This window comes from Orientia tsutsugamushi (assembly GCF_900327275.1).
Classification (GTDB): Bacteria; Pseudomonadota; Alphaproteobacteria; order Rickettsiales; family Rickettsiaceae; genus Orientia; species Orientia tsutsugamushi.
Window position 1 is genome coordinate 759,592 of the sequence record NZ_LS398548.1, and the last position, 15,159, is coordinate 774,750.

Below are 15,159 nucleotides of genomic sequence, written 5' to 3' on the forward strand. Positions count from 1 at the left end.
GGTTGACAAATATTAGATAGATATTATTCGTTTTATAAAATTATTAGCTGTGTTAATTCCATTCATATCAATTGAATGAGTTAAGTTATCAATAATATAATGCTCAACTTTAACATTATAAGATTGCAAAATTTGATACGAATTTAAACTAATATCACAAGGTATAACTGTATCTTCTCTACCATGTATCAAACATATGGGTGTAGCAGTACATGTAATTAATTTAGGAGAAACCATTGCCCCTGAAAATCCAATTGTTGCTTTAAAAGGAATTTTAGCTGATAAAGTCAAATATATAGAAGTCATAGCTCCTTGAGAAAAACCAATTAAGATAGTATCTTGATTAGTAAGTCCAAGCTGCTTTTGCTTTTGATTAATTAAATCAATAATTAAAGGACTAGTTCGCTCTAACTCAATTCTTAATATTTCAGGATCTCGTTGTTTCAAACTAAACCATTGGTAGCCATATAGTGCACCATCATATTGTTCAATTCCATTTGGAGCAAAAAAGTGAGCAGCTAAAAAATATGGTTGCATAAAAGGAGCAATACTTATTAAATCATGACCATTAGATCCTACTCCATGTAACATTACTATTAATTGTTTAGTTTCAGATTCCTTTGATGTAATTTCTAGCTGACTCATTTTTTCTGTCCTGATAAAAAATATTGACAATAATTATTAAGAAAACACTCTGAACATTTTGGAGTTTGAGCTTTACATATATATCTACCATGTAATACTAACCAATGATGCGCTAATAATAACCACCTATCTGGAATAACCGACAGTAATTCATTTTCAACCTTTAACGGAGTTGCTCCAGTAGCTAAACCTATCCTTTTAGCAACTCGAAAAACATGAGTATCTACCGGCATAGTTGCTACTCCAAAAGCGCAACTTAGTACTACATTAGCGCTTTTTCTACCTACGCCAGGTAGTGCTTCAAGCTCTTTCATAGTGTTTGGAACTTGCCCATTATACTCTTTGACAAGAATTTCAGAAAGTTTAATTATATTTTTAGCTTTATTATTATATAGTCCAATAGACTTAATATGTTTTTTTAAATTTTCTTCTCCTAGCTGCAAAAACTGTTCAGGAGTTTTATAATATTTAAATAGCTCCTTAGTAGCCTTATTAACAGCATTATCAGTAGACTGAGCTGAAAGTATAACAGCAACCAACAACGTAAAATGATTGCAATATTCTAGTTCTGTTTTTGGCTCAGGGCATCGCTCAGCAAATTTTGCAAAGATTTTTTCAATCTTATCAATTATCATATTATAATTCCTCTTAACTTTACCTTTAAAGTTTTATATAATATTTTGAAGTTAGTGATATTGTATATAATTCCTATGAATAAAGATAATATTTTTCAATTAATAGAGCAGCAGATAAAAAGCAATGATATAGTGTTATACATGAAAGGCACTATACATGCTCCTAAATGTGGATTTTCTGCTATTGTTGCTAATATAATACAAGAACTTACTAAAGATTTTAAAAATATTAATTGTACATACATAGATGTACTTTGCGATGATGATTTAAGGCAGGGAATAAAAGAATATACTGATTGGCCAACTATTCCACAATTATATATTCAAGAGGAATTTATTGGCGGGTGCGATATAGTTAAAGAGATGTATAGAAATGGTGAATTAAAAGCACTATTATTACAAAAATTTAAAGATAATTAAACCACATTAGTATATCTTAAACTTTTAACTAATATTTTTCTAACTTATTATTTATATTATGTTTATTCAAACTCAACAAACTCCAAATCCTAATTCGCTAAAATTTTTTCCTGACCAAAAAATTAGTCCTGGTAATCCAGTACATTTTAGTACCAGAGAAGAATGTACTCATAGTATTTTAGCACGTAAATTATTCTCAATTGAAAATGTTAAGGAAGTATTTTTTGGCGAAGATTTTATTACTGTTACCAAAGTTAGCGATGGAAGTTGGGAAGTAATTAAACCTGAAATATTAACTATGCTAATGGACCATTTTGTAGCAGGATTACCAGTCTTTGAATCTGAAGCTGAAAAAAAAAATATAGAGCAAGCTAATCTTTCAGAAATTGAGAAACAAATCATAGAAATTATTAACACTAAAGTTAGGCCTGCAGTTGCAATGGATGGTGGAGACATAGAATACCATAGCTTTAAAGATGGAATAGTAAAGCTACAAATGCGTGGAGCTTGTGTAGGTTGTCCAAGTTCTACTATGACATTAAAACAAGGTATTGAGTCATTACTAAAATACTATATTCCAGAGGTAGTATCTGTTGAGCAAGTTTAACATTATCCAATTATTAAAAACTGGATTTCAGCTAAAACATCCATTTTTAATTTTTAATAGAAACATAAATTAAACTCAAAATTGTAAATAATACTGATACAACCAAGATTTATCAGTTTTTAGTAGTTTATATAACATATGCGTAAGTTTTGGTTATATCTTTCTCTACTAAGGTAACTATCTTTTTAATTTGCGATATATCATGTGTTATGATAAAGTGCGATGCAAAGTTATGTATAGCTAAACCACTATAAAACAGTTATGATATTGTTTTATAGTAGTTTGGCCAACAAAACCACAATGGAATCCCAACCACTTATAAACTATTTGATTCAACAAAACTTCCTATTAAACGATATGTTAAGATTATATCCGAAGCCAAATCCGTATGATAAACAGTGGAATGAGTATTTTGAGAAAAGATTAAAACATAAAATAGACCTCTTTCGAAACTGGTTAACGTAGTTCAAAATTATTGCTGATAAATATATTGAAATAGACGTAAAAGATTCGGTCTTAGATTTTATTTGATCTCTGGCATTTATAATTTTGAACTACGTTAACCAGTTTCGAAAGAGGTCTAATGGTTAGTTATTAAGCATGGATATTACAAAGACGTGTGTACTAGAAATATTAGATCAGTAAATGGTCCTGAATTAAGATTGTATTTAATTAATGTATTAAAACTCATAACGAAACATTATCCCTTGTATACCTTTTGCATTATAACGTTTGGATTTTTCATTATCCTAAACTAATCCTTTTAGGATAATGTTATGAAAACATAAGATTTTCAAGTAAATACATACAACTAAAGAAAATAGCATTGCTTTATCATCATAACAAACATTATTCAAACAGTTATACTTTAAGCCGATTCTTATTGGCATAATACAGTTCTCTGAGCTAGTGGCTTAAGCGGTAACTCTTATGCGTTACTATATCTCAAAAAACAATACTTTTATACTACTATACTGCGAAAACATAGCAAAAAAATAACTATGATCAAAATCTTTGTTTTTCATGAATGATTATATAGTAACTTTGTTAGCAAAAAGCTTGTATATTAGTTGAGTTTCATCTAATATAAGTTACAATCGTAAAAAATAACCTTATATAGTACTATTTGATTCTAGTCTCTGTGCTTATAAATTTCTGTTCTTTGAAGTACTATCCTTTGTTCTTTTATCCATAACACGTGATGTCATTGAGCTTGATCTACTCGTTTCTTCATCTGTTTGTCTTTCAGCCATAACACGTGCAACAGCTGATCCTTTTTGTCCTAACTTCTTTTTTCCTTCAGCAAGAATACGCTCAACTACTGTTTGAGGAGGTGTAGCACCATGTATATCTTGGCTAGCAGTTTGTGCTTCAGAATGAGAAAAAACATTACCTTCTGTTATACTAATAATAGCAGGCTTTTGTTCATGTTCTTGGCTAAGTAATGCATCCTTCTCTTCAGCTATTTCTTGTGTTAATAATTCTCCATTCATTATACCGTGAAGAGATAGCCCATATTTATCTGCTAGATTTGCTAGAATTGTGCTGCCTATTGATTCTTTTTTACCAGATATGAAGTCGGATATAGCCATAATGCTATGACCAAGATATGTAGATAATTCAGAAGGCCGAAGTTCTTTTTCTTGCATAAATTGTAGTAAAAATTGCTTGATATGATGATTTACTTTCTCAGGGTCTATATAACCACTGCTTATACTTGTATTTGTGCATTTTCGTTTTCTATTTAATATTTCATCTACAGATTTTTCAAAAAAATTAGCAAGCTTTACAAGAGTTTCTACACGTGGATTTGGTTTTGCACCTGCAATTAATGCACATACTTCAGTATAAGATACTCCACTTCCTTGAGCCATATCCATTCTTGTCATGACCTTCATTTGAGTTTTTAAAAACTTTTGAGTTGGCCGTCCAATATTCCCCATAAAATTTTTTCCAATGTTAATATATATTACAAGCTGATATTATATATAAATGCTACGCAAGCTGATTTTGTTATACTATATTTGCTAGCACGTTATTATTATTTTTTGTTGTATTTTTGTTATATTGATTGTAGCTATAAATTTTCACTTAAATTATAAGAGTATATGAGTACATAAAGATTATTATTATTCCACTGTTGACTAATTTATGCTACATACTACTATAAATAGCGCATATTAAAACTTATTAATGACACTAAAATTAAATACATTCAAAATATGAAACATAAAGCAGTTCCTACTTATCTTCAACATTCTAAACTAATAAAAAGCGCAATTCTGCTATCTATTGCAACCGCAAGTGTCATTTTAGCAATTAAAATATATGGTTGGATTACTACTAGTTCTGTAGCATTATTTGCATCTTTACTAGATTCTATGTTAGATATTTCTTCGTCATTAATAAACATGGTAGCAGTGCGTATAATGCTCTTGCCTCCTGATGATAACCACCGCTTTGGTCATAATAAGGTACAAGACTTAGCTATTTTTTCTCAATCTATATTCTTTTTTTGTTCTGCTATTTTTACTTTATTTTCAGCTATTAACAAACTATTTAATTTTCATGAAGTGAGTCATCATAATGTTGGAATTAATGTTATGATTGTATCATCTGCTTGCATATTTATGCTAGTTTGTTATCAGAACTATGTGTATAAGAAGACTCAGTCTTATATTGTAGCAGTTGATAAATTTCATAATTTTGTTGATTTATTAACTAACTTATCAGTTATTATATCACTAAAAGTCAGTGTAAATTTTTGGTTTATTGATTTAATATTTGCTATTCTGATCAGCGTATATTTACTATATGGGTGTATCAAACTGTTTAGAAAAGCGCTAAAAAATCTTCTTGATCAAGAATTTGATAAAACAGAAAAGCAAAAAATTTTGAATATTATTCGTCAAAATACACAAGTTTTAGGAGTACATGAGCTTAAGACTAGATATGCTGGTAATAAGCCATTTATACAATGTCACTTAGAGGTTGATGGAAATATGACTTTACTTCAGGCTCATGAAATTGCTGACGATATTAGTGCTAAAATTGAAGAAGAGTTTCCTGGCTGCGAAGTATTAATTCATCAAGATCCTGCTGGCTATGAACAATGTGTAATGTATCAAGAGAAAATTTGATATATATGTGACTCTTTAATTATTTATTAGGGAAAAATATTATCATATTATACCTATGTTTATGATACAAGCAATAGAGCAGGCTTCGCAGGCTTTTAACTTAGGTGAAGTACCTGTAGGAGTAGTTATAGTTAATCGAGCAACAAGAACTATATTAACTAGAGCTTATAATAAAGTTGAAACTACATTAAATCCTACTTTTCATGCTGAAATTATTGCAATTAATAAAGCTTGCAGTTTGTTAAGCTGCAAATACTTACATGGTTATGATATTTATGTTAGCCTAGAACCATGCGTAATGTGCGCTGCTGCCTTAGCTCATGTTAGAATTGATCGTATATTTTTTGGAGCATATGATGAAAAGTTTGGTGCTATAGAAAACGGTGTACGGCTCTTTTATAATACAACGGTATATTATAAACCAGAAATATATGGTGGTATTATGGAGTTGCAATCTAAGGAATTATTACAAAAGTTTTTTAGTAATCTCAGAGAAAGAATGAAATAAAGTGTATAATGTAAATGTTTAAAATTGCAAAAATTGGAGTATTATAGTTTATAGTTTATTAAACATCATACATAAAAATGAATAAGCTAGATATTAGCACGATTAATATTGAACAATTAACATCAGATCATGCTAAGAAAATTGTTGATTTTTTAGCTTTGGAATTACAAAAATATGATCAAGCTTATTATAGTGACGACAATCCTTTAGTTACTGATGCACAATACGATGTTCTGAAAAATTTAAATAATAAAATTGTAGCAAAGTTTCCACATTTAGCATTAGTAAATGATCATTCTAAAAAAGTCGGATTTACACCAAGTGCACAGTTTTCTAAGGTAGTACATCTTAAGCCAATGCTATCATTAGCAAATGGTTTTTGTGTTGAAGATATTAGCAATTTCATCACTAAGATACAGAATTTTTTAAAAATAGATTATTGTCCTAAAATTGTTTGTGAATATAAAATTGATGGATTGTCATTTAATGCTAGATATGAATATGGCATCTTAACATTAGCAAGCACTAGAGGTGATGGGCAGATTGGAGAAAATATTACTGAAAACTTAAAAACAATAAAATCTTTTCCACAAACCTTACCCATTACTGATAAAGTATTTGAAGTCAGAGGTGAAATTTATATTACTAATAATGATTTTAGAGTTCTAAATATTCAACAACAGAAACTAGGTAAAGCTTTATTTTCTAATCCACGTAATGCTGCTGCTGGTTCAATTAGACAACTTGATCCTGCTATTACAGCTCAAAGACCACTAAAATATTTTGTATATGCATTAGGAGAAGTAACTAATCACCATTTTGCTAGTACGCAGTTTGAATTACTACAGAAACTATCTCAGCTTAAGTTTTCCGTTAATACAGATTATATATTATCAGATAATCTGCATTCAATGATAGAATTTTATAATAACGTTGCTACAGAACGCAACAATTTAGCATTTGAGATAGATGGAGTAGTGTACAAGGTGAATGATTTTGCTTCGCAGGAAAGACTTGGAGCTACTAGTACTAGTCCACGTTTTGCGATTGCGTATAAATTTCCAGCATTAATTGGTAGAACAAAGATAACTAACATTACTTTACAGGTTGGCAAAACAGGAGCTGTTACTCCTGTAGCATTGCTTATTCCTATTAATATTGCTGGAGTAACAATATCAAGAGCAACGTTGCATAATAAACAAGAAATAGAATCAAAAGATATTAGAATTGGTGATTATGTGTTTTTACATCGAGCAGGCGATGTTATTCCAAAAATTAATGGTGTTGATTTGTCAGCTAGAGATGCACAATCCTCTACAAGATTTATATTTCCTGCGACATGTCCTTCTTGTAATCAGAATTTAGTTGTTAATGAAGGAGAAACAGTAGCAAGATGTGGTAACAGTTTAGCATGCCCAGCTCAAATTTATGAACGTATCTGTCACTTTGTATCAAAAGATGCATTAAATATTGATGGATTAGGTAGACAGAGAATACAGTTTTTATTAGATAATAAGTACATAGTAAATATAGTTGATATATTTTTGTTAGAAGAGAATAATAAATTTTTATATTCAAATAAACTTGAAGATATAGCTGGCTGGGGAATAAAATCTGTAAACAAGTTATTTCAAAATATTAATCAAGCTAAAAATGTTATTCTAGACAAATTTATTTATGCGTTAGCCATTAAACATGTTGGTAAATATAGTGCTAAATTATTAGCTAAAGAATTTAAAACAGCAAAAAATTTTATAAACCAATCACTAAAACTAGCAAATAACGCTACAGAAATATATGAAAAATTACGTAATATAGAGGGTGTAGGAGTAAAAACTGCTGACCAGTTAAAGCAATTTTTTATGGTTTCAGCTAATGTGAATTTGATAACAAAACTTGTTAATATACTAACTATACAAGATTGGCAATATCATGGTGATAATTTGTTATTATCAAATCAAACTATAGTATTTACTGGAACTTTTGCTACTGTTTCACGGTCTGAAATTAAAGTACAAGCAGAGAAATTAGGAGCAAAGGTAGGTACTCAAGTATCTAATAATACTGATTTACTGGTAGTAGGCAACAAAGCTGGAAACAAGCTACAGAAGGCTCAGCAACTAGGAATCAAAATTATTAATGAAGAAGAATGGATTAAAATGGTTAATGAATTATGAAGCATAACGAACAAAGGTTGAAGCAATTAAGGGAAAAATTTTTAGAATTTGGTATCAGTGGATACATTATTCCTTCCAGTAATGAATATCAAAGTGAATGTGCTCCGAAATATGCTAGAAGATTGGAGTATATTACCGGATTTTCTGGATCATATGGAATAGCCATAATTACATTAAATAAGGCTATATTATTTACTGATGGTAGATATTTAATTCAAGCAAGTAAGCAGGTTAATTTGGAGCAATTTCAAATTATAAATATCAAAGATATTTTGACAACAGATTGGCCTAGCGTTATTTCAAGTGATACAGATACGATTATAGGTTATGATCCTTATCTTTTAAACTTACACTCAATTACCTACTTTCAGCAGTTAAAATTAAAGGATATATCACCAAATTTAATTGACTTGATCTGGAATAACCAACCTTCTAAACCATCAACTAATGCTTGGATCTACTCAGTAGATTATGCAGGACAAACCACTCAAGATAAAATTTCTAAGTTATTTATTGAGCTTAAAAATAAAAATGTTGATGGATATTTTATTACTGATTCTACATCAATATGCTGGTTGCTTAATCTTAGGGCGTATGATACCGAATTTACACCTTTAATGCTATCATACGCTTACCTAGATTGTAAGAATCAATCAGTGTATCTTTTTACAAATTTAGAACGTTTGAATCAATCAGTAAAGCAACACCTTAATCAAGGATATCAAACTATTAAATTATATTCAGAAACTGATATTAATGTTATATTGAAGCAGATTACAAATAAAATTCTTGTTAGTGAAAGCTGTCCTATAGGCTTTTTATCAGCAATTAAAAATAAGCAAATTGTTAAGCAGCAACATGATTTGTGTTCAACAATGAAAGCTTGTAAAAATCAAGTTGAAATTGCTGCCGCTAAGCAATGCCATATCAATGATGCAGTAGCAGTATGCGAATTTTTTGCTTGGTTAGATGATATAGTTACTCAACATAAGCTTGAATCAATAAATATTACAGAATACAGTTTAAGCCAAATGCTTACTAGTTTTCGTAAAAAACAGCCAAATTATATTTGTAATAGCTTTGATAGCATATGTGGCTTTAATGAAAATAGTGCTATTATACATTATCAACCAACAGATCAATCTGCAAAGTTAATCAAAGGCAATGGAATTCTATTAGTAGATTCTGGAGGACAATATCTCGGCGGTACTACTGATATTACTCGTACAATAGTAATTGGACAAGCAACTCAGTTACAAAAGGAGAGGTATACTTTGATTCTAAAAGGACATATATCTTTACTAAACAGTGTTTTCCCTTGTGGAACAGTAGGAAGTAATCTAGATGTTATTGCTAGAAGAAATTTATGGCATCATGGCCTTGATTATCCTCATGGTACTGGACATGGAGTTAGTAATTGTCTTAGTGTTCATGAAGGCCCTCAATCTATTGGACAATATAATAACGATGTAGCATTAGTTGATGGTATGATACTTTCAAATGAACCAGGGTACTATGAAGAAGGTAACTATGGTATTAGAATAGAAAATCTTATGTTTGTTAAAAATTCAAAATATGAAGGATTTTTAGAATTTGAGTCCTTAACGCTTGTTCCGTATTGCACAGATCTTATTTTAACCTCACTACTAACTAACGAAGAAAAAGAATATATTCATCATTATTATCAAAGAATAAACGATCAAGTAAAGCCACTTCTTAGTGATAAAGCAAAAATTTGGCTTGAAAAGCATGTAAGTATGAATATTTGAGAATCATTGTTTAACTAGATATTAGGCAGTGTAACAAACATCTAATCTTATAATAAAAGCATAAGTTGGATAAATTGATACATCAGAGAGTAGCAAGAAAGAAGAATGATTTTGTCTTTTTCAGTTGAATGCTGAAAATTTTTAGGATAATGGAAAGTATGAAGTGAGAATGTTGAGTTATAAAGAAAATTTAAATAAAATGGAATAACCTAACATGAAAAAATGCATTGTAAACGTCAATTTAGGATAAGGAGTTATTAGAAGAAGAAGAGATAAGATGAGGATTAAGTTTAGAGATAGAATAACTAGCAAGAGAAGCAATTATATGAACAAAGAAATTAAGGGGAGAACGGTGTCTAGTATGCTCTAAAAGCATATGTTTTTTTAGTACATTAAAGACAGATTCAATTAAAGAACGTTTATTTAATAGCCGATTATCTTGTATATCCAATAAATATGTGTTCATATCTTTACGAAGATTAGTAAATAAACGTAGACCATTGGTCAGCAGTTGATGAAATAACTCTTTAGATATTATAAGCTTTATCACCAAACAATTTACCAGATAAGCCTTTAGAAAACACTGAAGATACAGATAGGTCGCTTTTATTGCCTTTAGTAATTTTAACTGACATTATTTTGCCTTTATTATTGAAGGTAACAAAGCATCAATTTTTGTTACAGGTGGCCTAGTATCAGTTCTCAAGTCTTATAGTGATATTGGAGTAGACTTGGGAGTTGGTACAACAATAAACTTATCAAGAGATACATATTTAGACATTGAATGTAGCACAATTGCTAACTATAGACCACTTCCTATTCATATACGATTTGGATTGCGGGTTCACATTTAATAACTAGCAAGTTTTATAGTTAGTAATGATTAGCTCATTAACAGGATTGCGTTGTTCATTGATTGAGTATACGACTGTAACGGTATTGATATTAAAATCTTTGTATAAGTCTCTAATAAAGGCAGTATTATTATTTGAGATCATAATCTTAACACCTTTATTTGTTAATTCTTGGACAAAATCCCGTAATCTAATTTGATCTTTTTCATCAAATGGAAGTCTAGTGTAGAACCTTTCTCCAGATTTATGATAAGGAGGATCGAAATAAACGAAGTCACCTTTTTTAGGTTCTATAAATGAAAAATCTGTAGCATAAATTGATACACCATGTAGAAGGCTGCTGCATTGGTTTATTCTAGATGCAATATGGAGTTTAATGTAGCATTCACCAGAAAATGTTTGAGCAGATTGTCCATTTTTGTAGACTCTATAAATTCCCCTAAAAGAGTATTTATTAAGATATATAAATTTTGCGGTAATCTCATTCGGATTATTACTATATTTGTTTTTAACTTTATAATAATAATCCTTCGAATGATGTTTGTGATATAAACTCAGTAATCTATTGACCTCATTAGGATTATTTTTAACAGCATTATAGCTAGTAATTAAATCAAGATTGATGTCAGACAAAAAACATTGTTTAAAAAGATGCCTAACTTGAAAAAATAAAGCACCGCCACCAAGGAATGGTTCATAGTAATTATAGTGTGGACCTTGAGGAAGATGTTCTATTAATTTATTAACAATTCTTCGTTTACTACCAATCCAATGAAGAAAAGGCTTAGACTTATTAGCAACAGCTACTGACACATGAAGTTTAATTAATTTCTGTTAGTTGAATCTCTATTGAGATTATACCAGAAAACAGCTTGTAATGCTAGTAATAATAACGCTTACAAGACTTTTTATGTATCCTTTTTGAATAAGATTTATTATTGATTATAACCATAAGTAAGGAATGTAATAATTTTACATCAGCATTAGATTATTATGCAAAAATTTAACCTAAAAATTAAAAGATTTTAATAGACTAATAAAAATTATAATGCTACTCTATACCTTATATTATCTAGGTTTCAAAACTTTGATGATAATGATCTGAAGATTAAATAAAACAAAGGGTTGAACTTTTGAAATTAATCTTCAGAAACCATTTTTTAAACAAAAATAGTAGGGGAATTCTATGCCTATTCAAGACGAAGGTCAAAATAAAATCAATAAATTAACCGAAAAATTATCTACAGAGGGAATTAATAGCACAACAATAAAACAGATAGACGCTGAATTGCAAAAACTATACTTTCAGCTAGAGGAATCTGAGCAAGTAAGCATAAATTGCATAGAGTGGATACAATATTTTAGGCTAATAGTAAATAACTACGACAGAAAAAAAGTAAATATAATAGCTTCTCTAAATGGAATGATTTTTTTATTTAGACAATACATAGCATCAACGAATGTAAGGATTGAAACATTTAACATAGAATCGCTAATAAATAATTCTGTTATCAGAATGAGGAAAAATTTTGAGAATGAGAATATAAATCTAAATGTTCAAAATGACATAAAGCCGATTCTGATTGGAGACAGTTTCAGAATAAAAGCAGTAATAAGCCAGTTAATTGGTAGTGCGGTTATAAATAGTAGCAAGAATAGCAAGATTATTGTCAACGTCAATCAGAATTCAGAAATATTACAATTTATAGTACAAAACATAGGACTAAGCACTTCTAAAGAAAAATTAGAAAGAATAAATGCTGAACTAGAGAATACGAATTTGGTAATGTATCAAGAACTAGGAGAAGGATTAGCATTTATAAAACATCTTACACATCAGATGAAAGGAAATCTACGAGTGAAAGAGCGCAATAATTATGTAACTTTTTCATTTGATGTACCAACAATAGTTTGAATTATTCTTTAGGAGAATGCTATGAAAGAAAAGAAGAAAACAATTAACCAATGGATGGTACAAATTCCTCCAATACCAATTAAGTTGGTGAATGGAGAGAGTGAGAATATCGATGAATATATGGAAATAATAACAAAGCTAAGAAAAGCGAAGTATCAGGTCGAGGTAGCTGAATCATTGAAAGAATATTGTACAGATTTAATACAGGAGATTAAATATAGATTTAATATTGCAACGAGTGAAATTGCAAGGCTAGCAAGCGAGATCATGTTAAATGATTCGGAAAATAAAGATAAGCTGAAAACAATATTAAATCGATCAACAAATCTTCAAGAGTACTGTAATGATGTAGTTTACACGCTTAGAAGCGAAATTGAGAATGAAAATTTATGTTTAAAAAAATTTAGCATACAAAAGCTAGTAAAGAATGCCGTTAGGCGACTAGAAGACATTGCAAAAGAGAAAGATATAAAAATCAATTACAATTTTCAGTACAAAATGAAGGATATTGTGATTGGAAATAGTGATCATTTACAGGCTATATTAAGTCAATTAATAGGAAGCGTCATTAGATTTAATCACAGCTGCCAGGTTATAATTACAGTTCATTTGTTTACTGTAAAAAATTATATAAAAAGCGATAACATACTACAATTTAGAATACACGATACAGGAAGCGGTATTTCAAAAGAAAAATTAGGGAATATAAAAGCTAAATTAGCTGATTTTGAATTGGTACGAGACTATCCGCTAATGCTGGAATCAGGATTATGGTTTGTAAATTACCTTATTAATCAACTTAATGGAGAAATGGAAATAGAAAGCGAAAAAGACAAGTTTACAACCATTACTTGCAATATTCCAGTACAACTTTTTTAATCAAATTAATTCGCTTCTTTCCCAGTTTTTATCTGGGATTGAAGTATATAAAAAGTTTAATTTATTGTATAATTTATTAAAGATTATTTAGAGATGAAAAATGATAGACTTTTATAGCGAAAGCTTACTAAATAAGCTGTTTGAAACCAACGTAAGATTTGACACTAAAATTGATCTTGATAAAGTTGAAAAAGCAATATTTTATGCTAAAAAATATCATGGTCAGCAAAAGAGAGATACAGGAGAACTATACTACACACATCCATTAGAAGTAGCTTATATGGTTGCATACTACAGCTTTGAAACAGATACGATTATTACAGCAATACTACATGATACCATCGAAGACACAACACTAACTAAAGAAAAAATAGGTCAAGAATTTGGTCATAATATTGCAGAACAGGTTTCAGATCTCACCAGGATTAAGGATAATAAAAAAATCAGTTCTAGAGAAATGATTCAAACATTTTATAGACAAAATAAAACAGAACTATTATTAATTAAGCTTTTCGACCGATTCCATAATATTCAGACTGTATCAATAAAACCTTATGAAAAAAGACAAGAAATCATACTAGAAACGCAGCAAGAATTTATACCTCTTGCTGAATATCTTAAACTACAAGAAATTGCTATAGAGCTAAATAAATACTGTGAGCTTTATACTACCAAATAAGCTAAAGTTTAATATGTGGTTAATGTAGTGAATGTCAGAAATTAAAATTCAATAAGAGAATGTTCATATAAGTTATTTTGTTGTATAATTTAAAAAGAATAGAAAATATGAAAAACATATGCATTTATCAAGATTTCTAGATCCAAAGAATGATGTAGCATTTAAAAAGATATTTGGATCAGAAAAAAACAAGGACATACTAATACATTTTCTGAACGATATATTGTTGTTTGAAGGGAATAGAAAAATAATAGAAGTAGAGTTTTTAGGAACGATATTAGATGCAGACATAGCGTCCAAAAAAGAATCAATAGTAGATGTTTTGTGTAAAGATAAAAACGGTGCGCAATATATAATAGAAATGCAAGTAGATCCTACACAAGGATTTGAAAAAAGAGCCCAGTATTATGCAGCAAAGGCATATGGCAGGCAACCAAATAGAGGAAAGGAAGGAAAATACTCAGACCTAAAGGAAGTTATATTTATAGCTATAGCAGATTATAAATTGTTTCCAAATAAAGAAGACTATATATCAAGGCATGTAATATTGGATAAAAAGACATATGAGCATGATCTAAAGGACTTTTCATTTACCTTTATAGAATTACCAAAATTTAAAAAAGATAGAGTGGAAGAGTTGAATAATATAACAGAGAAGTGGTGCTATTTTTTTAAACATGCAAAAGAAACAACATTAGATGGATATAATAAAATAATAGGTGAAGATTTAATAATAGATATCTTTCGAAACTTGTTAAGGTAGTTCAAAATTATAAATGCAAGAGATCAAATTAAATCTAAGACCTAATCTTTTACGTCTATTTCGACATTTGTCAGCAATAATTTTGAACTACCTTAACCAGTTTCGAAAGAGGTCTAATGCTTATCCTTATTGCTTCTATGCGTTAATTATTGATTATAAGATGTACTA

13 protein-coding genes and 5 pseudogenes are annotated in these 15,159 nt (G+C 29.5%); 12 read left to right on the forward strand and 6 right to left on the reverse strand.

The window, feature by feature from the left end:
* Positions 1–12 precede the first annotated feature (12 nt).
* Positions 13–645, reverse strand: a complete 633-nt coding sequence (locus DK405_RS04040; RefSeq protein ID WP_045912612.1) for an alpha/beta hydrolase — start codon at positions 643–645, stop codon at positions 13–15.
* Positions 642–1,280, reverse strand: coding sequence for an endonuclease III (gene nth / locus DK405_RS04045; RefSeq protein WP_011945015.1), 639 nt, complete (start codon positions 1,278–1,280; stop codon positions 642–644). The genes DK405_RS04040 and nth overlap by 4 nt, the downstream gene beginning before the upstream one ends.
* Positions 1,281–1,355: 75 nt before the next feature.
* On the opposite strand from nth, the gene grxD reads away from it, so the two are divergent.
* The 3 genes and pseudogenes from grxD to DK405_RS15700 all read left to right on the forward strand — a co-directional run.
* The gene (gene grxD / locus DK405_RS04050) at positions 1,356–1,700 is read left to right on the forward strand and encodes a Grx4 family monothiol glutaredoxin (protein WP_045912613.1); all 345 of its coding nucleotides are present in this window, start codon (positions 1,356–1,358) and stop codon (positions 1,698–1,700) included.
* Between the two features lie 58 nt (positions 1,701–1,758).
* The gene (locus DK405_RS04055; RefSeq protein WP_011945017.1) at positions 1,759–2,307 is read left to right on the forward strand and encodes a NifU family protein; all 549 of its coding nucleotides are present in this window, start codon (positions 1,759–1,761) and stop codon (positions 2,305–2,307) included.
* A 465-nt stretch (positions 2,308–2,772) separates the two neighbouring features.
* Positions 2,773–2,870 (forward strand): annotated as a pseudogene (locus DK405_RS15700) (IS5/IS1182 family transposase); the annotation flags it as partial.
* A 582-nt stretch (positions 2,871–3,452) separates the two neighbouring features.
* Here the strand turns inward: DK405_RS15700 and DK405_RS04060 are convergent.
* Positions 3,453–4,250, reverse strand: coding sequence for a helix-turn-helix domain-containing protein (locus DK405_RS04060; protein ID WP_045912614.1), 798 nt, complete (start codon positions 4,248–4,250; stop codon positions 3,453–3,455).
* A 279-nt stretch (positions 4,251–4,529) separates the two neighbouring features.
* Here DK405_RS04060 and DK405_RS04065 point away from each other — a divergent pair, with 279 nt between their 5' ends.
* The 4 genes from DK405_RS04065 (at position 4,530) to DK405_RS04080 (ending at position 9,901) form a co-directional block, all read left to right on the forward strand.
* Positions 4,530–5,447 (forward strand): cation diffusion facilitator family transporter, encoded by a 918-nt coding sequence (locus tag DK405_RS04065; RefSeq protein WP_045912615.1) that lies wholly within the window; start codon positions 4,530–4,532, stop codon positions 5,445–5,447.
* 61 nt (positions 5,448–5,508) lie between these two features.
* Positions 5,509–5,955, forward strand: a complete 447-nt coding sequence (locus DK405_RS04070; protein WP_174197572.1) for a nucleoside deaminase — start codon at positions 5,509–5,511, stop codon at positions 5,953–5,955.
* A gap of 77 nt (positions 5,956–6,032) precedes the next feature.
* Positions 6,033–8,132, forward strand: a complete 2,100-nt coding sequence (gene ligA / locus DK405_RS04075; RefSeq protein WP_045912617.1) for an NAD-dependent DNA ligase LigA — start codon at positions 6,033–6,035, stop codon at positions 8,130–8,132.
* A complete protein-coding gene (locus tag DK405_RS04080; RefSeq protein WP_045912618.1) occupies positions 8,129–9,901 on the forward strand; it encodes an aminopeptidase P family protein in 1,773 nt (590 codons plus the stop codon). The genes ligA and DK405_RS04080 overlap by 4 nt, the downstream gene beginning before the upstream one ends.
* A gap of 241 nt (positions 9,902–10,142) precedes the next feature.
* Here the strand turns inward: DK405_RS04080 and DK405_RS04085 are convergent.
* Positions 10,143–10,554 (reverse strand): annotated as a pseudogene (locus DK405_RS04085) (transposase); the annotation flags it as partial.
* On the opposite strand from DK405_RS04085, the pseudogene DK405_RS04090 reads away from it, so the two are divergent.
* Positions 10,534–10,755 (forward strand): annotated as a pseudogene (locus tag DK405_RS04090) (hypothetical protein); the annotation flags it as partial. The pseudogenes DK405_RS04085 and DK405_RS04090 overlap by 21 nt on opposite strands.
* 3 nt (positions 10,756–10,758) lie before the next feature.
* Here DK405_RS04090 and DK405_RS04095 read toward each other — a convergent pair.
* Positions 10,759–11,568, reverse strand: a complete 810-nt coding sequence (locus DK405_RS04095; RefSeq protein ID WP_045917205.1) for a DNA adenine methylase — start codon at positions 11,566–11,568, stop codon at positions 10,759–10,761.
* Positions 11,569–11,941: 373 nt separating this feature from the next.
* Between DK405_RS04095 and DK405_RS13900 the strand changes: the two genes are divergently transcribed.
* From DK405_RS13900 to DK405_RS04115, 4 genes and pseudogenes are all read left to right on the forward strand, one after another.
* Positions 11,942–12,670, forward strand: coding sequence for a sensor histidine kinase (locus DK405_RS13900; RefSeq protein WP_109510599.1), 729 nt, complete (start codon positions 11,942–11,944; stop codon positions 12,668–12,670).
* A 21-nt stretch (positions 12,671–12,691) separates the two neighbouring features.
* A complete protein-coding gene (locus tag DK405_RS13905) occupies positions 12,692–13,549 on the forward strand; it encodes a sensor histidine kinase (protein ID WP_064613094.1) in 858 nt (285 codons plus the stop codon).
* Positions 13,550–13,649: 100 nt separating this feature from the next.
* A complete protein-coding gene (locus DK405_RS04110; RefSeq protein WP_045915533.1) occupies positions 13,650–14,228 on the forward strand; it encodes an HD domain-containing protein in 579 nt (192 codons plus the stop codon).
* Positions 14,229–14,346: 118 nt separating this feature from the next.
* A pseudogene (locus DK405_RS04115) lies at positions 14,347–14,964 on the forward strand (Rpn family recombination-promoting nuclease/putative transposase); the annotation flags it as partial.
* A gap of 18 nt (positions 14,965–14,982) precedes the next feature.
* On the opposite strand, the pseudogene DK405_RS04120 reads toward DK405_RS04115, so the two are convergent.
* Positions 14,983–15,078, reverse strand: a pseudogene (locus DK405_RS04120) (IS5/IS1182 family transposase); the annotation flags it as partial.
* Positions 15,079–15,159: the final 81 nt, after the last annotated feature.